Raw genomic sequence first — 18,729 nt, forward strand, 5'->3', positions numbered from 1 at the left:
CGACCGCATGCCGGAACATGAAGCATTCCCGGGAGTTGAAGCCGCGATCGTTTCCAGAAGGAGACACGCGATGGTCACGACGACGAAGACAATGGTGCTGGCCGCGTCCGCGCTCGCGGCGGTCGCCGCGTTCACTCTCCCGGCCGAGGCCGCCTGGCGGGGCGGCGGGGTCGGATTCCGTCCGGGCGGCTTCCATGGCGGAGCCTGGCGCGGCGGCGGTTGGGGTTATCGCGGCGGTGGTTGGGGATATCGCGGCGGCTACTGGCGGGGCGGAGGCTGGGGCGCGCCCGTCGCGGCGGGCCTCGTCGGCGGCCTGGCGCTGGGCGCCTTGGCGGCGCCGGCCTATGGCTACGGCTACGGCTACCCGGCCTATGGCTACGGCTACGCCCCGGCCTATGTGGGCGGCTATGGAACCTGCTTCATCGAACGCCAGCGCGTCTATGACGCCTGGGGCAGGATGTTCATCCGCCGCGTCCGCGTCTGCGATTGAGCCGAGGGAGGTTCGAAGCGTCCGGCATGACTTACGCGCTCACCCACGACCATGCGCTCCGGCGCTTCGATCTCGCGCAGGACGGAGTCCCGGTCGCCCACGCCCTCTATGAGGAGCGCGGCGACCGGCTCGCGATCTACCACACGGAGGTGGACCGGGCCCTGAGGGGCCGCGGCGTCGGCGCCGAGCTGGTCTCGCGCGTCCTCGACGAGGTCCGCAGCACGGGCAAGTCGGTGATTCCGGCCTGCGCCTATGTGCGCAGCTTCATCGCCGACAATCCGGAATACGGGGACCTCGTCGCCTGAATGACATGCGGCGCGCGCGACGCGCCGCCTCTCGCCTATTCGGCCTTCTGGCCGCACTTCTCGACGGCCGCCCGATCCTTCGAGCCTTGTTGGGCGAGCGTCGTCTTGCAGTCGGCGTCGAGGCCGGCCTTGGGCGTGTCGCCCGTGGCGGCGACCGATCCCGTCGTCTCGGCCGCCGTGCCCGCCGAGCCCTGCCCCGACATCTTCCCGCTCTGCTGCTTCTCGCCCTGGGCGGCCTGGGGCGACTGCGTCGACGGGGCCGGCATCACCCTGTCCTGGGCGAGGGCCGATCCGGCCGCCAGCGCGGCCGCGCAGCCGAGGACCGCCGCCTGCGCAAGAGCGACGAAAGAAGAGGTCTGCTTCGTATGGGACATCATGGCGTCTCCTGATGGCGTGACGGCCTCCCAGTCCCCGCATCAACGCCCGAGGCGGCGGATCGCTCCGCCGCCTCTCGCCAGGCCGGCTCAGTCGCGCCCGCCCGCCACCCGCTCGTCGGCCGTGTCCTTGCCGGCGCCGCGCCGGCGCATCTCGGCGTTCTCCTCGCCGCCGCCCACCGGGCCCTGATGGGCGAGCGGCCCCTTCCGGGTCCCGCCGTCCGGGCTCTCGGCGTTCTGGCCGGCGCCGCTCTGGTTGTTCTGGTTCAGCGCTCCGCCCATCTCTCCGGGCTTGGGCGCGCCGCCGTCGTCGCGTGGTCCGCTCATCGTCGCCTCCTGCGTGGTCGCGTCGTCCTGAGCCAATGAGCGCCGCCGCGCCTGGTTCCCGCCCGGGACGAAACCCCGGCCCCAGCCGGGGACGGAACCCCGGCCCCAGCCGGGGACGAAACCCCGGCCCCAACCGGGGACGGAACCCCGGCGACCGCCGGACGGTTGAACAGTCCCGAGCCCGCGAGCCGCCGCGGGCGGAGCCTCCGCATGCGCATCCGCCACCTCGTCGCCCTGCTGCTGATCCTGGCCGTCGCCGGCGTGGGCCTCACCCTCCTGCAGTCCCGCCCGCTGAAGCCGACCGACGCGCCCCCGGCCGCCTCTTTCGCGCCGGAATCCGTGCGGCGCGGCGCCGAACTCGCCGCCATCGGCGACTGCGCCAGCTGCCACACCGCCCCGAACGGCAGGCCCTTCGCGGGCGGCGTCGCGCTGGAGACGCCATACGGGACCATCCACGGCACCAACATCACGCCGGATCCGGACACCGGCATCGGCCGCTGGTCGGCGCAGGCCTTCGCCCGCGCCATGCGGGAGGGCGTCGACCGCGAGGGGCGGCGTCTCTACCCCGCCTTCCCGTACAGCCACTACACGCGCCTGGCGAGCGGCGACATCGACGCCCTCTACGCCTTCCTGATGACCCGCACCCCGGTGCGGGCGACAGCGCCCGAAAACCGCCTGCGCTTCCCCTACGGGTTCCGGCCCATCGTCACCGGCTGGAACTGGCTCTATCTCGACCGGAAGCGGTTCCGTCCCGATCCGACGAAATCGGACCAGTGGAACCACGGCGCCTATCTGGCCGAGGCGCTCGGCCATTGCGGCGCCTGCCACACGCCCCGGACCCGGTTCGGCGGCGAGGACGCCAAGGCCCATTTCAACGGCGGCGCGGCGGAGGGCTGGTGGGCGCCGCCGCTGAACGAGACCTCGCCCTCGGCCGAGCCCTGGACGGCGGACAGCCTCTACGCCTATCTGCGCTCCTGGGACTCCGCCCATGGCGGCGCGGTCGGCCCGATGGCGGCCGTGACCGCCAACCTCGCCGGCGCGCCGGAGGCGGATGTGCGCGCCATCGCCGCCTATGTGGCGGACCGCATGGGTCCGCCCCGACCGTTCAACAAGGCGCGGCGGGACGGCCTGATGGCCCGCGCCGAGCCGGACGGGTCCAGGGATCCCGCCCTGGCGCGCGGCGCCGCCGTCTACCAGGGCGCCTGCGCCCAGTGCCACGCGACCGGCGGGCGGACGCCCTTCACGGTTCCGTCCCTCGCGCAGCACACCTCGTTGTTTGCGCCCGTTCCCGACAACGTCCTGCACGTCGTGCTGAACGGAATCAGGACGCCGCAGGGCGCGCCCGGGCCCCTCATGCCGGGCTTCGCCGACGCGTTGACGCCCGGCCAGATCGCCGATCTCGCCGCCTATCTGCGGGCGCGCTTCACCGACCAGCCGCCCTGGCCGGACGTCCAGGCGGCCGTCCTGCGGATCCGCGGGCGTCCCGCGCAGGCCGTTCCCGCCGCCCCGGCAGACGGCGTAGCGCAACAAGCTCTCGACTGAAGAGAGCAACGAAACGAACGCGTTCGGAGGAAACCCTCATGGTGGATCTCAGGATCAACGGCAAGACCCATCGCGTCGAGGCCGAGCCCGGGACGCCTCTCCTCTACGTCCTGCGCGACGAGCTGCAGCTCAACGGCGCGAAGTTCGGCTGCGGGCTTGGCCAGTGCGGCGCCTGCACGGTGGTGGTGGACGGCGCGCCGGTGTTCTCCTGCCTCATGCCGGCTTCGCTGCTGGCCGGGCGCGACATCGTCACCGTCGAGGGCCTGGGCTCGCCCGAGAAGCCCGGCCCGCTGCAGCAGGCCTTCATCGACGAGCAGGCGGCCCAATGCGGCTACTGCATCGCCGGCATGGTCATGCGCGCCCACGCCCTCCTGCTGAAGACGCCCTCGCCCACCGAAGCCGAGATTCGCGAGCACATGGACGCCAATCTGTGCCGCTGCGGGACGCATATGCGGATCCTGGCGGCCGTGCGCCGCGCCGCCAAGGCGGGCGGCCGCACCGCCGACTCTTCGCCCGCCAGGCAGGGAGCGCTGTGATGACCGCCTTGCCCGCCCCGACCCGCCGCGCCCTCCTCGCCGGAGGCGGCGCCCTCGTGCTGTCCTTCAGCCTGTCCGGCCGATCCGCGCTGTCGCAGGAGGCGCCTGAGACCGCGCAGGAGCCTCAGAACATCGGCAAGGCGCCGACGCCGGCCGGCCCGCTGCCCGGCAGCCTCAAGGCGGAGCCGCGCCTCGACGCCTGGATCAGGGTCGGAGAGGACGACGCCGTCACGGTGTTCACCGGCAAGGCCGAGCTCGGCCAGGGGATCAAGACCGCCCTCCTCCAGATCGCCGCCGAGCAGCTCGACGTCGATCCGTCCAGGCTGACGCTGGTCACCGCCGATACGGCCCGCACCGCCAATGAGGGCTTCACGGCGGGCAGCCACTCCATGCAGGACAGCGGCACGGCGATCCTGCACGCGAGCGCCCAGGTGCGCGAGATCCTGCTCGGCCTCGCGGCGGCCCGCCTGGCGCTCGCCGTCGGCGAGCTTCAGGTCCGGGACGGCCGCATCCTGGCGCCGGACGGCCGCTCCGTCCGCTATGGCGAGCTTGTCGCTGGCGAGGAGCTGCGCGCGACCGCAGCGCCGCAGTCCCGCCTGAAGCCCCATGACCAGCGCCGCGTGATGGGCCGGTCGCTGCCGCGCGTCGACATCCCCGCCAAGGTCGCGGGCGGACCCGCCTATGTGCAGGACCTGCGGCTCCCCGGCATGGCGCATGGCCGGGTGGTGCGCCCGCCAAGCCCCGCGGCTGCGCTGGCCGAGGTGGACACGGCCGCCGTGGAACGCATGCCGGGCGTCCTGAAGGTCGTGCGCGACGGGCGCTACCTGGCGGTCGTCGCCGAGCGCGAGTTCCAGGCGGTGACGGCCGCGCGCGCGCTTGCGGCGGCGACGCGCTGGACGGAGACGGCCTCCCTGCCGGCCCGCGAACGCGTGTTCGAGACGCTGGCGGGCCTGCGCTCGGAGGACACGGTCATCAACGAGAAGCGCGGCGCGCCCGCCGCCGCGGTCCGCACCGTCGAGGCGGAGTATCGCCGCCATTACCAATTGCACGGGTCGATCGGCCCTTCCTGCGCGGTCGCTCAGCTGCAGGACGGAGCCCTCACGGTCTGGACCCACGCGCAGGGCATGTTCCCGCTGCGCGCCGCGCTGGCCGAGATGCTCGGGACGCCCGAGGACAAGGTCCGCTGCATCCATGTGGAGGGCTCCGGCTGCTACGGCCACAACGGCGCGGACGACGCCGCCGCCGACGCCGCGCTGCTGGCGCGGGCGCTGCCGGGCCGTCCCGTCCGCGTGCAGTACATGCGGGAGGACGAGCACCGCTTCGAGCCCTACGGCCCCGTCATGATGAGCCGCGCCTCGGCGGCGCTGGACGCCTCGGGGGCCATCGTCGACTGGCGCTACGAGGTGCGCAGCAACACCCACTCCACACGCCCGCCCGGCGCCGGGCAGCTCCTCTCCGCCCAGCTCCTGGAGAAGCCCTTCGCTCCGGCCGCGCCGAAGCCCCTGCCGCAGCCGGAAGGCGGCGGCGACCGCAACGCCATTCCGCTCTACGACCTGCCGAGCCAGCGCATCCTGCACCATTTCGTGCCCGAGATGCCGCTGCGCGTCTCCGCCATGCGCGGGCTCGGCGCCTATCTCAACGTCTTCGCCATCGAGAGCTTCATGGACGAGCTCGCGGCGGCCGCCGGCGCCGATACGGTCGCGTTCAGGCTCAAGCATCTCAAGGACGCGCGCGCCCGCGACGTGATCGCCCTGGCGGCCGACAAGGCCGGCTGGTCGAAGCCCCTCGCCATGGACGCCAGGACAACCGGGCGGGGGCGCGGCTTCGCCTTCGCGCGCTACAAGAATCTCGGCGCCTACGCGGCGATCGCGGTGGAGGTCGCGGTCGAGCGGGAGACCGGCCGCGTGCGGCTGCTCGGCGTGACCGCCGCGGTCGACAGCGGCGACGCCGTGAACCCGGACGGCATCCGCAACCAGATCGAGGGCGGGGTCATCCAGTCGGCCAGCTGGAGCCTCCTCGAGGAGGTCGCCTATGACCGCACCCGCATCCTCAGCCGGGACTGGAGCACCTATCCGATCCTGCGCTTCTCGGCGGTCCCGGAGCGGATCGACGTGCACATCGTCAACCGGCCGGGCCAGCCCTTCCTGGGCACCGGCGAAGCCAGCCAGGGCCCCGCCGCCGCCGCGATCGCCAACGCCATCGCCGACGCCACCGGCGTCCGCTGCCGCGAGCTGCCGATGACGCCCGGCCGGATCAAATCGGCGATCGGCGTCTGAGGGCGGCGAGTAGGAATGAGAATTCTTCAACCCTCCCCCATCATCCCCGGCGCGCCGCAGGCGCGGGAAGGGGATCCAGGAGGCCGGGCGAACGGCGCCCCTCGCCAAACCTCTCTGGATCCCCTTCCCGGCGCTGCGCGCCGCCGGGGATGACAGCGTGCCCTTCTCCCCGGAACGGGGAGAAGGTGGCCGAGCGAAGCGAGGTCGGATGAGGGGATACGCGCCACCCCTCACCCCAACCCTCTCCCCGTTCCGGGGCGAGGGGGCCGGCTGCGGCGCTTCCCAACGGTCCAGCCCCACCCCCTCCGTCATCCCCGGCGCGCCGAAGGCGCGGGAAGGGGATCCAGAAGAGCCGGGCGGAAGGCGCCCTCGCCAAACCTCTCTGGATCCCCTTCCCGGCGCTGCGCGCCGCCGGGGATGACAGCGTCCCCTTCTCCCCGGCACGGGGAGAAGGTGGCCGAGCGCAGCGAGGTCGGATGAGGGGATACGCGCCACCCCTCACCCCAACCCTCTCCCCGTTCCGGGGCGAGGGGGCCGGCTGCGGCGCTTCCCCTTCCCGGCGCTGCGCGCCGCCGGGGAAGACAGCGTCGCGGGGAAAAGAGCCTGCCCTCGGCTTGACCCGGGGGTCCGCACGAAAAAGGGCGACGCCACCGCGCCGCCCTTTCGCATTCGTCGCATGCAGATGCGCTTACTGGTCGTCGTCCTGCTGCTGGACGGCGGCGTTGGAGGCGACAGGGACGGAGCCGAGGCCGTCCTTGTTGTAGATGTCGTCGCGGAACTGGACGAGGCCCTCGGGGGTCGCCCAAGCGGTGATGTAGACCCAGTACACCGGCACCGGCTGGGCCAGGCGCGCGTCGACGCGCTGGCCGCCCTCGATGGCGGCGTCGATCTGCTCGCGGCCCCAGCCGGGCGTGTCCTTGAGCAGCCAGGTGATGTAGTCGCGGACGTTCTGCACGCGCATGCAGCCCGACGACACGAAGCGGAAGTCGTCGCCGAAGATGCCCTTGGCGGGCGTGTCGTGCATGTAGACGCCATACGGGTTGGCGATGTTGATGCGCACCACGCCGAGCGAGTTGAAGTCCCCGCCCGGATCCTGCCGGAACATGTAGTGCGTCGCCTCGTCCGAGCGCCAGTTCACCTGCGAGGGCGAGATCTCCTGCCCGTCCTTGCTGATGATGCGGATCTTGTTCTCGGTGAGGTAGTTCGCGTCGGCCTGCATCTTGGGGATGAGGTCCTTGCGGATGATCGACGCCGGCACCGTCCAGAACGGGTTAAAGTTGATGTCGGTGGCGCGGGTCGTCATCACCGGCGACTGGCGGTCGATCTTGCCGACGCCGGCGGCGTGGCGGGTCATGACCTGGCCGTTCTCGACCGTCTCGACCAGCGCGGCCGGGATGTTGGCGACCACAAAGCGGCCGCCGAGATTGCCGGCGTAGCTGCGCAGGCGCACCACATTGGTCTCGAGCTGGCGCAGGCGCACCTGGGCCGGAACGTTCATCGCCGTCACGGTGGCGGCGTTGACGATGCCGGTCGGCATCAGGCCGTGGCGCTCCTGGAAGCGCTTCACGCCGGCCTCGACGAAGCTGTCGAACACGGGCGAGGCGCCGGCGCTCTGGTCCAGGTCGGCGGAGGCGGCGAGGCGCCGGCGAAGCGCCACCACGGCCGGGCCCTTCGAGCCGAGCTTCAGGTTGGCCTGCGGCATCGCCGGGAAGCCGCCCTGGGCGACGAGCTGGCGGTACGTCTCGATGGTCTGCTCGGTCGCCTGCAGGGTCAGCGGCGACAGGACCGGCGTCGTCGAGCGCACGACCTTGAGGCTGGTGGCCGCGTCGTAGTTCTGACGCCACTCGGCCTGCCCGGCGCTCTGCGCGAAGGCGCTCGAGAAGCCCCCCGTGGATGCGACGGCCAGGGTCGCCAGACCGGACAGGGCGAACTCGCGGCGGGACATCGATCGGAATGAGGTCATGATGCGTGATCTACTGAGGTTGCGTGATCGGGGACGTCACGGGCGATCCTTGGACGATCGCAGTAAACGAACCGTTTTCACTTGGAAACAGCCAATGTGGTCGGGGCTGAAAAGCGTGCCGCAGTCCGGCGAATTTAAGGCGGCCGCGCCCGTTTCGGGAGGCCGCTGGGACCTGTGTCCCATGCGCCACGGACCCGGGCCGGCGCCGCCGACGCCGTCGGAGCCTACTGAGGCTCCGCCTAGCGCCTGCGTAGCCGAACCGGATCGAGGCGAAGCCTGGGCTGAGCGATAGTGCGGGCCATCGATGGTCACGCACGGAGGTCACCCATGCTCACGTTCCAACAGGCCCAACTCGCCGGCGGCTTCAGGTCTCAAGAAGACGTGATCATGGCCGATCTGCGCGCCAGCCTCGCCAAGGTCGAGCAGCTGATCGAGCGGCTCTCGCCGCATATGGCCGCCCGCCCGGACGCCATCCGGGTGCTCGGCGCTCCCGCCTCGCCGACCGCCGGATCGGCCGAAGCGCTCGAGAAGCTGCAGGCCGCCGCCAGGACGCTGCGCGACGGCATCGCCGCGCTGAGCCGCGCCGGCCACGCCTGACTCGTCGCCCGGAGCGGAGAAAGGCCGGGATCGCCCCGGCCTTTCACGCGTCCATGGAACGGGCCGCGGCCCGGCGTCAGAGCCGGTAGCGGATATGGTCGGTCCAGAAGCGCTCGAGGCGCCCCAGGGCCGTATTGACCAGCTTGAACTCCTCCGACGAGATGCCGCCGATCTGCTCGACCGTGCGGACATGCTTGTCGTAGAGGCCCTTGACGATGTCGTGCACGGCCCTGCCCTGCTCGGTCAGGCTGATGCGCACCGAGCGGCGGTCGATCCGCGAGCGCTGGTGGTGCAGGTAGCCCATCTCGACGAGCTTCTTGACGTTGTAGGAGACGTTCGAGCCGAGATAGTAGCCGCGGGTCCGCAACTCGCCGGCCGTCAGCTCCTTGTCGCCGATATTGTAGAGCAGCAGCGCCTGCACGCTGTTGACGTCCGAGCGGCCGCGCCGGTCGAATTCGTCCTTGATGACGTCCAGCAGGCGGCGATGCAGCCGCTCCACCAGGGTCAGAGCCTCGATGTAGAGCGGCTGCACTTCCGGCGCAGCCGAAGACGTCTCGCGAGCGTCGATGGTCTTGATTGCCGCTTTCATAATCCGCCTCTCTGCTATCCCTGTGGCCGACGTTTCCCGACCTCGTTGACAGCGAAAGTAACTTCAGCAGATGAAAGCCAGTTTAAACAACGAGATGAATCGAGTGTTCACAACTTCGGGGTGAATCAAGCTTAAATGCTATCCATCCCGCCCGTTTGCACTTCGTTGACTCAACGCGACTGCGAGGCGCGGCTAGACGTCCCGGGCCGCCAGCCAGGACAGGATGATGTAGACGATCACGGCGGCGCCCTCCGCGACCACCATCCCGATCCCCAGCGCCTGGGGTCCGACCGGCGCGAAGCTCCCCACCAGGATGTGGCTCATGATGGCCAGCAGCCACATCACCCCGCCCCAGGTGCTGGTCAGCCACAGCCCGACGCTGGCCACGAGATCCAGCACGGCGAACACGATCACCACCGCCCGGCCGGCCGGCGGCAGCGCCTCGAAGGTCGGCCCGCCCAGGGGGTCGACGCCCAGGATGGTGAGCCAGTAGGACAGGCCCTTGACCACCCACACGGCCGCCATCAGCCGCATGAAGGCCACCAGCGCGCGGTCCCACGGCACGCCGGCGCGGTCGGCGCCGGGATCCTGGAGCGACTGGCTGCGATGCTGCTCGGCCCTCACGCGCCCTGCTCCGGCAGGACGAGCTCCTGGTCCGGCGGCAGCGGCGCGAAATAGGCCGCCGCCTTCTCGGCTGTCGCATGCGACAGCGACGCCGGCGACCACTGGGGAGACTGGTCCTTGTCGATCACCGCGGCCCTGACGCCTTCGTAGAAGTCGGGCGTGTCGACCATGCGCGACACGATGCGGAACTCGGTGCGCATCGCCTCGGCGAAGCCCATGTCCTTGCCGCGCCGCATCTGCTCCAGAGCCACCGAGAGGCTGGTGGGCGAGCGGTCGCGGATGATGGCGGCCGCGTCGGAGGCGAACTCCGACCCGGCGGCCGCATGGGTGTCGAGCCGCTCCAGGATCTCGGCGACGCTGAGCCCGACGAAACACTGGTCGATCTCGGCCCGGAGCGCCGCCACCGGCGCCTCGCCCGGCGAGCGGGCGTGGGCCGTCAGCGCCGCGTCGACCGGCTCGCCGGCCACGAGCGCGTCCATGATGGCCGGAAAGGCCGAGGACGGCGCCGCATGCGTGGCGAGACCGAGCGCCAGCGCGTCGGCCGCCTTGACCCGGGCGCCGGTCAGGGCCAGCCAGACGCCGGTCTCGCCGGGAAGCCTCGGCAGCGCATAGGTCGCGCCCACGTCCGGGAAGAAGCCGATCGCCACCTCCGGCATGGCGAACAGATAGCGCTCCCCCGCCACTCGGTGGCTGCCATGCAGCGACAGCCCCACGCCTCCGCCCATGACGATGCCGTCGATCAGCGCCACATAGGGCTTCCGGTAGCCCTGGATCAGCGCGTTGAGGGCGTATTCCTCGCGCCAGAAGGCGAGCGCCTCCTCCCGCCGGCCGGCCTTGCCGAGCTCGTAGAGCTGACGGATGTCCCCGCCCGCCGAGAACGCCTTCTCGCCCGTCCCGGCGATGACCACCCGCGTCACCCGCGGGTCCGCCGCCCAGGCGTCGAGCGCCGTCCTGATCGCCCGCACCATGCCGAGCGTCACGGCGTTCAGCGCCTTGGGCCGGTTGAGGACGATGACTCCGGCGGCGCCGCGCACCTCGCAGATCGCTTCGGCGCCGGCCTGGGCCGCGTCGGTCGCTGCGGGGCTCTCGGGCGATTGCGGCGATGGGGTCATGAGGCGCTCACGTCAGAGGGATCGAAGCGGCCGGTCAGGGTCGCGGGCGGAGTGAAGCTTGCGACACCCTCCGCGTCAACGCGCAACCCCTCCCGCCGGATGAGTACAAATGCGGGCGCGGCCCTTGGCCGCTTTCAGGCGAACCGGGTTGGTGATACTGGGAAGTTCAGAAATCTTCCAACCTGGCGCCCGGGATCAGGGACGCCGATCTGCGGAGGACACGCCGATGGCGTCCCGGGTCACCCCGTTCCAGAGCCCCGCCCCGCAGGGTTCGCCCGCCCTGCGGGACGAAGCCGCCGCCGAACTCCGCGGTCCGCGCCTCGACCTGACCCACCGGCCCCGCCGCAATCGCAAGTCCGAGTGGGCCCGCCGCCTCGTGCGCGAGAACGTGCTCACCGCCAACGACCTCATCTGGCCGCTGTTCGTCGTCGAGGGACGGAGCGTGCGCATCCCGGTGGGGTCGATGCCCGGCGTCGAGCGCCTCAGCGTCGACGAGATCGTCCGCGAGGCGGAACGCGCCGCGGAGCTGCGCATCCCGGCGATCGCGCTCTTCCCCTACACCGATCCGAGCCTGAAGGACGCGGTCGGCGGCGAGGCCCTCAACCCGGACAACCTGGTCTGCCGCGCCTGCCGGGCCGTCAAGCAGGCCGTGCCCCATATCGGCATCCTCACCGACGTCGCGCTCGATCCCTACACCAGCCACGGCCATGACGGCCTGCTCGAGGACGGCGTGATCCTGAACGACGAGAGCGTCGCCGTTCTGGTGCGCCAGGCGCTCAACCAGGCCGAGGCCGGGTCCGACATCGTGGCCCCGTCCGACATGATGGACGGCCGGGTCGGCGCCATCCGGGCGGGCCTCGACCGCGCCGGCCTCTGCGACGTGCAGATCATGGCCTATGCGGCCAAATACGCCTCGGCCTTCTATGGCCCGTTCCGCGACGCCGTGGGCAGCGGCGCCGTGCTGTCGGGCGACAAGCGCACCTATCAGATGGACCCGTGCAACGGCGACGAGGCCATCCGCGAGGTGGCCCTCGATCTCGAGGAGGGCGCCGACATGGTCATGGTGAAGCCCGGCATGCCCTATCTGGACATCGTGCGGCGCGTGAAGGAGACCTTCGCGGTCCCGACCTTCGCCTACCAGGTCTCGGGCGAATACGCGATGATCCGCGCCGCCGCCGCCAATGGCTGGCTCGACGGCGAGAAGGCGATGGTGGAGAGCCTGATCGCCTTCAAGCGCGCCGGCGCCGACGGCGTCCTCACCTATTTCGCTCCGGCCGTCGCCGAGAAGCTGAAGCGCGAGGGCTGAGCCGATCCCTCAGGCCTTCACCGCGGGCCGTGACAGGCCGGCGGCGGGCGTTATCCTGCAGGAATGCTCCGCCCGTACGCCGTAGTCCCGGCGATTCTCCTCCTGGCCATCGCCGGTTGCGCCACGCTGATCGACACCGATCAGGCCCGGATCTGCCGGACCGTGATTCCGGCCCTCAACCCCGCCGGCAGCGTCCTCGCGCTGGGGCGGCAGACGCCGGCGGAGGACCATCGCGGCCTGCGGATCGTCTATCGGGCGGAGCCGCCGGGCGAGCCGTCGCGGACGCGTTTCATCGCCTGCCGATTCGCCGACGCGGGCGGCCGGCCGGAGCTGACCGGGGTGGCGACCGAGCGCGGTCCCCTCGGCGAAGCGGCGTTCCTCTATCTGAAGCGCTTCTATCTCGGCTCCCCCGAGGCGCTGCTGGAGGATCCCGGCGCCCCGGAAGCCGCCGACGTGCCCGCCGTCTCGCACGGAGTCGCCTATGCGCTGCAGCAGGTGGTCGGCGGCCTGCCGCAGGCGGCCGTCTACGGCCTGCTGGCCGCCGCCTACTCGCTCATCTACGGGCTCGTGGGCCGGATCGTGTTCGGCTTCGGCGAGATCGCGGCCCTGGGCGGCTATGGCGCGCTGCTCGGCGTCACGCTGGCGGTGCAGCTCGGCGCGCGCGACCCCTCGGCGGGGCTCGCCGTGGCGGCGGCGCTGTCGATCTACGCCGCGAGCCTCTACGGCATGGTGAGCGGCCGGCTGGTGGTGGCCCCGCTGGTGGCGGGCCCCGGCCTGCCCATCCTGATCGCCACCACGGGGCTGATGATGGCGTTGTCGGAGTTCCAGCGCCTGACCCAGGGCAACGACCTGCGCTGGGCGCCGCCCGTCATGAACGCCCCCGTCCCGCTCCTGCGCTCGGGCGACTTCGTCACCACCTTCACGCCCATCGCCCTGCTGGTCACCGTCGTGTCCTTCGCGGCCGGGGCGGGGCTGCTGGTCGTCATGCGGCGGACGCGCTTCGGCCGAGCCTGGCGGGCCTACGCGGACGACCCCGGCGCGGCGGCGCTCTTCGGCGTCGACAGCCGGCGCATCTTCCTCGCCACCTTCGCGCTGTCCTCGGCCCTGGCCGGGCTGGCAGGCTTCGTGATCACGGCCTATTGGGGCGGCGTCGGCTTCGGCTATGGCCTGACGCTCGGCCTCAAGGCGCTGGTGGCCGCGATCATCGGCGGGATCGGCTCGGTGGGCGGAGGATTGGCCGGAGGCGTCGTGATCGGACTGGCGGAAGCGCTGTGGTCGGCTACGATGCCGCTGGAATCCAGGGACATCGCCATCTACGCCCTGCTCAGCATCACGCTCGGCCTTCGCCCGGGCGGGCTCTTCGGATGGCGGGACCTCTTGCCCAGACGGGTCTGACCGCCATGACGGAACCTGCGAGCCCAGCCCCCTCCCCCTACTGCGTCAGCATCGACGATGTCCGCGCGGCCGCCCGCACCATCGAGGGGCGGGTGCAGAAGACGCCGATGCTTCCCGCCCCCCGCCTCTCGGCGCTGACCGGCGCGCAGGTCTTCGTGAAATACGAGAACATGCAGTCGACCGGCTCCTTCAAGGAGCGCGGCGCGCTGAACCGGCTGTCGCAGCTGACGCCGGACGAACGCCGGCGCGGCGTCGTGACCATGTCGGCCGGCAACCACGCCCAGGCGGTCGCCTATCATGCGGGCCTCCTGGGAATCCCCGCCACCATCGTGATGCCGGCCACCACGCCGCTGGTGAAGGTGGAGAACACGCGCAGCTACGGAGCCGCCGTGGTGCTCGACGGCGAGACCCTCTACGAGGCCCGCGAGCGCTGCGAGGCGCTGCGCATCGAGCGCGACCTCGTTCTCGTGCACCCCTATGACGACCCCGCCGTCATCGCCGGCCAGGGCACCATCGCGCTGGAGATGCTGGCCGAGCGGCCCGACCTCGACATGCTGGTGATCCCGATCGGCGGCGGCGGGCTTTGCGCCGGCAACGCCGTCGCCGCGAAGGCGCTGAACCCCGCGATCCGCATCATCGGCGTCGAGGCGGCGCTCTACCCGTCCTTCGTCAACGCCATCCAGGGTCTCGACCGCCCCATCGGCGGGCCGACGCTGGCCGAAGGCATCGCGGTCAAGACGGTCGGCAGCCTGACGCTGCCCATCGTGCGCGACCTCGTGGAGGAGATCCTGCTCGTCGACGAACCGGCCATCGAGCGCGGGGTGAACTGCTTCGCGACGCTGGCCCGCAGCATGGCGGAGGGCGCCGGGGCGGCCGGCCTCGCCGCGCTGCTGGCCGAGCCGGAGCGGTTCAAGGGGATGAAGGTCGGCCTCATCCTGTGCGGCGGCAACATCGACGCGCGGCTCCTGGCCGCCATCATGGTGCGCTCGCTGGAGAGGGAAGAGCGGATCGCCTCCTTCCGCATCACCACGGCGGACCGGCCAGGCCTGCTCGGCGCCATCGCGTCCCGCCTCGGCGAACTCGGCGCCAACATCCTGGAGGTTTCGCACGGGCGGCTCTTCCTCGACGTGCCCGCCAAGGGCGTCTCCATCGACGTCACGGTGGAGACCCGCGGCGAAGAGCACACCCGCCAGGTGCTGGAGGCCCTGGCGGCCGACGGCCTCGCCCCCAAGCGCATCGACCGGCGCAGCGTCTGACGGCGGCGCCGCGGCCGGCATCTTGAAGGCCGGGCCGTCCGGGGCCACATCATGGCGCGACCCCGCCGCGGGCGGGAGATGGCCCGCCGCCACGGGCGGGACGTGAAAGGACTGCGATGACCCACGAGCCTGTCGTCACCTACACCGCCTACCGCCAAGCGGACGTGTCCGGCGTGATCGCCGGCCGCATAGGTGCGCTGCTGGTCGACTTCGTCGTCATCGGCGTGCTGTGGGCGATCTTCGCCTTCGCGCTCCTCGTGATGGGCGTGTTCACGTTCGGGTTGAGCTGGCTTCTCCTCGCCCCGCTCTGGCCCACGGTGGCGCTGCTCTATAACGGGATCACGATCTCGGGCCCGCGTCGCGGCACGATCGGGCAGCGCATGTTCGGCGTCGAGATCCGCACGGTCAGCGGCCGCACGGCCCCGTTCATCGTGGCCGCCGCCCATGCGGTGCTGTTCTATGTCAGCGTCACCACGCTGACCCCGCTGGTGCTGCTCATCGGCCTTGTCCGCGAGGATCGCCGGCTGCTGCACGACCTCCTGGCCGGGCTGATCGCGGTCCGCCGCGGCTCCTGATTGTAAATTGAACTTTACAACCGGCGGGATGGGCTTGAGGCTCGTCCCGCTGGTGCTATCCTGTGGGGAAGGTGCGTCGTGTTCCCGTCCCGGAGTGATCGCGCAGACCTGAGGCGAGGACTTTGGATTGACGACTCAATCCCGCGATCAGCCGCAATTCTACCTGACGGCGCCGACAGCGTGCCCCTATCTGAAGGGCAAGCTCGAACGCAAGGTGTTCACGCATCTGATCGGCAAGCGCGCCCATGAGCTGAACGACGTCCTGACCCATGGCGGCTTCCGTCGCTCGCAGACGATCGCCTACCGGCCGGCCTGCGACGGCTGCCGGGCCTGCGTCTCCGTGCGCGTGCTGGTCGACGAGTTCAGGCCATCCCGCAACATGCGCAAGGTGATGGACGCCAACGCCGGCCTCGTCGGCGAGATGCGCGAGAACACGCCCACCTCCGAGCAATATTCCCTGTTCCGCCACTACCTGGATTCGCGCCACGCCTCGGGCGGCATGGCCGACATGACGGCGCTCGACTTCGCCATGATGGTCGAGGACTCGCATGTCGAGACGCGCATGATCGAGTTCCGCCGCCGCGGTCCCGACACCGGCATCAACGGCCGCGGCGTCGGCCCCCTGCTGGCCTGCGGCCTCACCGACGTGCTCGGCGACGGCCTGTCGATGGTCTACTCGTTCTTCGATCCGGACGAGGGCGAGCGCAGCCTCGGAACCTACATGATCCTCGACCACATCGAGCGCGCCCGCCGCATGGGCCTGCCCTATGTCTATCTCGGCTACTGGGTCGAGGGCTCGCCCAAGATGGCCTACAAGGCCCGCTTCACCCCGCAGGAGCGGCTGCTGCCGCATGGCTGGCAGCGGGTGGAATAGTCTCATCAGCAAGCAGAGACCATCCGAGGCTGCTTTCATTTGATACTGAAATGGCGAGGTGATGAACCTGCGGGATGTCATCACGTTCGCAGGGCGCTCGGTCGTCGAGCTAAAGAAAGCGCTCGAAGATTCCGTTGAAGACTATTTATCCTTCTGCAAGGAGCGCGGGGAAGAGCCGGAAAAGCCCTATTCGGGTCAGTTCGTGGTGCGGGTTGAGCCGCCCGTCCACCGCGCCGCCGTCACGGCCGCCAAGCGCGCCGGCGTAAGCCTGAACCAGTGGGTCGCGTCCGTGATTGAACGCGAGGCCGTGGGTTAGCCCTCGTCGAGCCTTGGCTCGCGCCTCACCCGAACCTGTTGTTCTTCGGGAAGCCCTTGGGCGGCAGGCGTCCGGCCTCGGTGCGGTTGCCGAGCCAGGCGTCGAGTTCGGGCTTCGCCACCGTCCAGGTGCGGCCCGAGGTGTCGAGCCAGGTGAGGCCCTCGGCGAGCCGGAAGACCTTCACGTCGGAGACGCCGCCGTCCTTGTAGCGCTGCAGGCGCACGCCCTTGCCGCGGCCCATCTCGGGCAGCTGAGAGAGCGGGAAGACCAGGAGCTTGCGGTTCTCGCCGACGACGGCGACATGGTCGCCCTCGGCCGGGACGACGAGGGCCGCCCGATGCGGGTCGTCGACATTGAGCACCTGCTTGCCCTTCTTGGTGTTGGCCACCACGTCGTCGGAGCTCGCCACGAAGCCGCGCCCCTCGGTGGAGCAGAACAGCAGCTTCGCGCCCGGCCGGTGGGGCCAGACATGCACGATCTCGGCGCCCTGGTCGATGTCGGCCAGCAGGCGCACCGGGTCGCCGAAGCCGCGCCCGCCGGGCAGGCGCGAGGCTTCCAGGGTGAACACCTTGCCGTTGGTCGCCAGCACCAGGATCTTCGCCGTGCTCTCGGAGAAGAAGGAGGTGTGCAGGGCGTCGTCGCCCTTGAACTGCAGCGACGAGAGATCCTGGACATGGCCCTTCAGGGCGCGGATCCAGCCCTTCTGGGTGACCACCACGGTGAGCGGCTCGCGCTCCACCATGGCCTCGGCGAGGTCGACCGTCGAGGCGTCCGGCGCGTCCGCGAAGCTGGTGCGGCGCTTGCCGATCTTGGTCTCCGGCCCGAAGGTCTTGCGGACCTCGCGGATCTCCCACGAGATCGTCTTCCACTGGGCGTCCTCGGAGCCGAGCAGCTTCTCGATCTGGCCCTTCTCGGCCTGCAGGCTGGCGAGCTCGCGCTTGAGCTCCATCTCCTCCAGCTTGCGCAATGACCGCAGGCGCGTGTTGAGGATCGCCTCGGCCTGGTTCTCGGTCAGCTCGAAGACGCGCATCAATTCGAGCTTCGGCTCGTCCTCCTCGCGGATGATCTTGATCACCCGGTCGAGGTCCAGATAGACGATCAGCATGCCCTGGAGGATCTCCAGGCGCTTCTCGATATGGGCGAGGCGGTGGCGCGAGCGCCGCAGCAGCACGACGCGGCGGTGGTCGAGCCACTCGCGCAGCGCCTCGGCCAGACCGAGCACGCGGGGGATGACGCCCCCCGACAGCACGTTCATGTTCATGCCGATGCGGCTTTCCAGCTCGGACAGCCGGAACAGCGATTCCATCATGATCGCCGGGTCGACGGTGCGGGCCCGCGGCTCGATGACAACGCGCACGTCCTCGGCGGACTCGTCGCGGACGTCGCCGACGAGCGGAAGCTTCTTCTCGTTGAGCAGCTCCGCCAGCTTCTCGATGAGGCGGCCCTTCGACACGAGGTAGGGGATCTCGGTGATCACCACGACCCAGTTGCCCCGGCCCGTCTCCTCCTTCTCCCAGCGCGCCCGCACCCGGAACGAGCCGCGGCCCGTCTTGTAGGTCTCCAGCATGCTGGGCCGGGGCTCGACGATGACGCCGCCGGTCGGGAAGTCGGGCCCGGGCACGAAGGTCAGGAGCTGCTCGGAGGTGGCCTTGGGGTGGCTGATCAGGTAGAGCGCCGCGTCGCAGAGCTCGGCCGCGTTGTGCGGCGGGATGGACGTCGCCATGCCGACCGCGATGCCCTGCGACCCGTTGGCCAGCAGGTTCGGGAAGGCGGCCGGGAGCACGATCGGCTCCTCGTCCTCGCCGTTATAGGTGTCGCGGAAGTCGACAGCGTCCTCGTCGATGCCCTCCAGCAGCAGCCGCGCCACCTCGGTCATGCGGGCTTCGGTGTAGCGGTAGGCGGCGGCATTATCGCCGTCGATATTGCCGAAATTGCCCTGGCCGTCGACCAGCGGGTAGCGCTGCGCGAAGTCCTGCGCCAGGCGCACCAGCGCGTCGTAGACGGCCTGGTCGCCATGCGGGTGGAATTTGCCGATGACGTCGCCGACGATGCGGGCGCATTTCTTGAAGGCCGTCCCCGGATCGAGCCGCAAGAGCCGCATGGCGTGCAGGATGCGCCGGTGCACCGGCTTCAGCCCGTCCCGGGCGTCCGGAAGGGCGCGGTGCATGATCGTGGAGAGCGCATAGGCCAGGTAGCGCTCTTCCAGCGCCTCCTTCAGACTGATGCTCTCGACCCCTCCCCCGGGAGGCGGCTCGACCGGCTTGCCCATGCG

The 18,729-nt window shown here is 70.8% G+C and carries 19 protein-coding genes; 12 read left to right on the forward strand and 7 right to left on the reverse strand.

What is annotated here, in order from left to right; genetic code table 11:
* Positions 1–70 precede the first annotated feature (70 nt).
* Both ACYVO7_RS12585 and ACYVO7_RS12590 read left to right on the forward strand, forming a co-directional pair.
* Positions 71–490, forward strand: a complete 420-nt coding sequence (locus tag ACYVO7_RS12585) for a hypothetical protein (protein ID WP_460450164.1) — start codon at positions 71–73, stop codon at positions 488–490.
* Positions 491–516: 26 nt separating this feature from the next.
* Positions 517–795 (forward strand): GNAT family N-acetyltransferase, encoded by a 279-nt coding sequence (locus ACYVO7_RS12590; protein WP_460450165.1) that lies wholly within the window; start codon positions 517–519, stop codon positions 793–795.
* 35 nt (positions 796–830) lie between these two features.
* Here ACYVO7_RS12590 and ACYVO7_RS12595 read toward each other — a convergent pair whose 3' ends face one another.
* Together ACYVO7_RS12595 and ACYVO7_RS12600 are read right to left on the reverse strand one after the other, a co-directional pair.
* Positions 831–1,172, reverse strand: coding sequence for a hypothetical protein (locus tag ACYVO7_RS12595; RefSeq protein ID WP_460450166.1), 342 nt, complete (start codon positions 1,170–1,172; stop codon positions 831–833).
* A gap of 87 nt (positions 1,173–1,259) precedes the next feature.
* Positions 1,260–1,496 carry a hypothetical protein gene (locus tag ACYVO7_RS12600; protein WP_460450167.1) on the reverse strand — a complete coding sequence of 79 codons (237 nt, stop codon included), beginning with the start codon at positions 1,494–1,496 and terminating at the stop codon, positions 1,260–1,262.
* 210 nt (positions 1,497–1,706) lie between these two features.
* Here ACYVO7_RS12600 and ACYVO7_RS12605 point away from each other — a divergent pair, with 210 nt between their 5' ends.
* Genes ACYVO7_RS12605 through ACYVO7_RS12615 form a run of 3 tightly spaced genes read left to right on the forward strand, consistent with a single transcriptional unit; the run spans position 1,707 to position 5,850 of the window.
* Positions 1,707–3,038: a c-type cytochrome gene (locus ACYVO7_RS12605; RefSeq protein ID WP_460450168.1), complete on the forward strand. Its 1,332-nt coding sequence runs from the start codon at positions 1,707–1,709 to the stop codon at positions 3,036–3,038.
* Between the two features lie 38 nt (positions 3,039–3,076).
* Positions 3,077–3,574, forward strand: coding sequence for a (2Fe-2S)-binding protein (locus ACYVO7_RS12610; protein WP_460450169.1), 498 nt, complete (start codon positions 3,077–3,079; stop codon positions 3,572–3,574).
* On the forward strand, positions 3,574–5,850 hold the full coding sequence (locus tag ACYVO7_RS12615; RefSeq protein ID WP_460450170.1) for a xanthine dehydrogenase family protein molybdopterin-binding subunit: 2,277 nt from the start codon (positions 3,574–3,576) through the stop codon (positions 5,848–5,850). Before ACYVO7_RS12610 ends, ACYVO7_RS12615 begins: the two co-directional genes overlap by 1 nt.
* 688 nt (positions 5,851–6,538) lie before the next feature.
* Here the strand turns inward: ACYVO7_RS12615 and ACYVO7_RS12620 are convergent.
* Positions 6,539–7,813: a L,D-transpeptidase family protein gene (locus ACYVO7_RS12620; protein WP_460450171.1), complete on the reverse strand. Its 1,275-nt coding sequence runs from the start codon at positions 7,811–7,813 to the stop codon at positions 6,539–6,541.
* Positions 7,814–8,140: 327 nt separating this feature from the next.
* On the opposite strand from ACYVO7_RS12620, the gene ACYVO7_RS12625 reads away from it, so the two are divergent.
* Positions 8,141–8,410 (forward strand): hypothetical protein, encoded by a 270-nt coding sequence (locus ACYVO7_RS12625; protein ID WP_460450172.1) that lies wholly within the window; start codon positions 8,141–8,143, stop codon positions 8,408–8,410.
* Between the two features lie 76 nt (positions 8,411–8,486).
* Here the strand turns inward: ACYVO7_RS12625 and ldtR are convergent, their stop codons facing one another.
* The 3 genes from ldtR to ACYVO7_RS12640 form a co-directional block, all read right to left on the reverse strand.
* Positions 8,487–8,999 (reverse strand): transcriptional regulator LdtR, encoded by a 513-nt coding sequence (gene ldtR, locus ACYVO7_RS12630; protein ID WP_460450173.1) that lies wholly within the window; start codon positions 8,997–8,999, stop codon positions 8,487–8,489.
* 192 nt (positions 9,000–9,191) lie between these two features.
* On the reverse strand, positions 9,192–9,623 hold the full coding sequence (locus ACYVO7_RS12635) for a DUF6163 family protein (protein WP_460450174.1): 432 nt from the start codon (positions 9,621–9,623) through the stop codon (positions 9,192–9,194).
* On the reverse strand, positions 9,620–10,735 hold the full coding sequence (locus tag ACYVO7_RS12640; RefSeq protein WP_460450175.1) for an enoyl-CoA hydratase/isomerase family protein: 1,116 nt from the start codon (positions 10,733–10,735) through the stop codon (positions 9,620–9,622). The genes ACYVO7_RS12635 and ACYVO7_RS12640 overlap by 4 nt, the downstream gene beginning before the upstream one ends.
* A 226-nt stretch (positions 10,736–10,961) precedes the next feature.
* Here ACYVO7_RS12640 and hemB point away from each other — a divergent pair, with 226 nt between their 5' ends.
* The 6 genes from hemB (at position 10,962) to ACYVO7_RS12670 (ending at position 16,457) form a co-directional block, all read left to right on the forward strand.
* Positions 10,962–12,041: a porphobilinogen synthase gene (hemB, locus tag ACYVO7_RS12645; RefSeq protein WP_460450176.1), complete on the forward strand. Its 1,080-nt coding sequence runs from the start codon at positions 10,962–10,964 to the stop codon at positions 12,039–12,041.
* 63 nt (positions 12,042–12,104) lie between these two features.
* Positions 12,105–13,436 (forward strand): branched-chain amino acid ABC transporter permease, encoded by a 1,332-nt coding sequence (locus tag ACYVO7_RS12650; protein ID WP_460450177.1) that lies wholly within the window; start codon positions 12,105–12,107, stop codon positions 13,434–13,436.
* Between the two features lie 5 nt (positions 13,437–13,441).
* Positions 13,442–14,692: a threonine ammonia-lyase gene (locus tag ACYVO7_RS12655; protein ID WP_460450178.1), complete on the forward strand. Its 1,251-nt coding sequence runs from the start codon at positions 13,442–13,444 to the stop codon at positions 14,690–14,692.
* A 116-nt stretch (positions 14,693–14,808) separates the two neighbouring features.
* Positions 14,809–15,267, forward strand: a complete 459-nt coding sequence (locus tag ACYVO7_RS12660; RefSeq protein WP_460450179.1) for an RDD family protein — start codon at positions 14,809–14,811, stop codon at positions 15,265–15,267.
* A gap of 127 nt (positions 15,268–15,394) precedes the next feature.
* Positions 15,395–16,141 (forward strand): arginyltransferase, encoded by a 747-nt coding sequence (locus ACYVO7_RS12665; protein ID WP_406853676.1) that lies wholly within the window; start codon positions 15,395–15,397, stop codon positions 16,139–16,141.
* Positions 16,142–16,202: 61 nt separating this feature from the next.
* Positions 16,203–16,457 carry a type II toxin-antitoxin system HicB family antitoxin gene (locus ACYVO7_RS12670; RefSeq protein ID WP_460450180.1) on the forward strand — a complete coding sequence of 85 codons (255 nt, stop codon included), beginning with the start codon at positions 16,203–16,205 and terminating at the stop codon, positions 16,455–16,457.
* Between the two features lie 25 nt (positions 16,458–16,482).
* Here the strand turns inward: ACYVO7_RS12670 and parC are convergent, their stop codons facing one another.
* Positions 16,483–18,726: a DNA topoisomerase IV subunit A gene (gene parC, locus ACYVO7_RS12675; RefSeq protein WP_460450181.1), complete on the reverse strand. Its 2,244-nt coding sequence runs from the start codon at positions 18,724–18,726 to the stop codon at positions 16,483–16,485.
* Positions 18,727–18,729 lie beyond the last annotated feature (3 nt).

Source organism: Alsobacter sp. SYSU BS001988 (genome assembly GCF_054796215.1).

Excerpts from the sequence above, each read along its gene's own strand:
- ACYVO7_RS12585 (WP_460450164.1), top strand. The coding sequence starts at position 71 with ATGGTCACGACGACGAAGACAATGGTGCTGGCCGCGTCCGCGCTCGCG.
- ACYVO7_RS12590 (WP_460450165.1), top strand. The coding sequence starts at position 517 with ATGACTTACGCGCTCACCCACGACCATGCGCTCCGGCGCTTCGATCTC.
- ACYVO7_RS12595 (WP_460450166.1), bottom strand. The coding sequence starts at position 1,172 with ATGATGTCCCATACGAAGCAGACCTCTTCTTTCGTCGCTCTTGCGCAG.
- ACYVO7_RS12600 (WP_460450167.1), bottom strand. The coding sequence starts at position 1,496 with ATGAGCGGACCACGCGACGACGGCGGCGCGCCCAAGCCCGGAGAGATG.
- ACYVO7_RS12605 (WP_460450168.1), top strand. The coding sequence starts at position 1,707 with ATGCGCATCCGCCACCTCGTCGCCCTGCTGCTGATCCTGGCCGTCGCC.
- ACYVO7_RS12610 (WP_460450169.1), top strand. The coding sequence starts at position 3,077 with ATGGTGGATCTCAGGATCAACGGCAAGACCCATCGCGTCGAGGCCGAG.
- ACYVO7_RS12615 (WP_460450170.1), top strand. The coding sequence starts at position 3,574 with ATGACCGCCTTGCCCGCCCCGACCCGCCGCGCCCTCCTCGCCGGAGGC.
- ACYVO7_RS12620 (WP_460450171.1), bottom strand. The coding sequence starts at position 7,813 with ATGACCTCATTCCGATCGATGTCCCGCCGCGAGTTCGCCCTGTCCGGT.
- ACYVO7_RS12625 (WP_460450172.1), top strand. The coding sequence starts at position 8,141 with ATGCTCACGTTCCAACAGGCCCAACTCGCCGGCGGCTTCAGGTCTCAA.
- ldtR (WP_460450173.1), bottom strand. The coding sequence starts at position 8,999 with ATGAAAGCGGCAATCAAGACCATCGACGCTCGCGAGACGTCTTCGGCT.
- ACYVO7_RS12640 (WP_460450175.1), bottom strand. The coding sequence starts at position 10,735 with ATGACCCCATCGCCGCAATCGCCCGAGAGCCCCGCAGCGACCGACGCG.
- hemB (WP_460450176.1), top strand. The coding sequence starts at position 10,962 with ATGGCGTCCCGGGTCACCCCGTTCCAGAGCCCCGCCCCGCAGGGTTCG.
- ACYVO7_RS12650 (WP_460450177.1), top strand. The coding sequence starts at position 12,105 with ATGCTCCGCCCGTACGCCGTAGTCCCGGCGATTCTCCTCCTGGCCATC.
- ACYVO7_RS12655 (WP_460450178.1), top strand. The coding sequence starts at position 13,442 with ATGACGGAACCTGCGAGCCCAGCCCCCTCCCCCTACTGCGTCAGCATC.
- ACYVO7_RS12660 (WP_460450179.1), top strand. The coding sequence starts at position 14,809 with ATGACCCACGAGCCTGTCGTCACCTACACCGCCTACCGCCAAGCGGAC.
- ACYVO7_RS12670 (WP_460450180.1), top strand. The coding sequence starts at position 16,203 with ATGAACCTGCGGGATGTCATCACGTTCGCAGGGCGCTCGGTCGTCGAG.
- parC (WP_460450181.1), bottom strand. The coding sequence starts at position 18,726 with ATGGGCAAGCCGGTCGAGCCGCCTCCCGGGGGAGGGGTCGAGAGCATC.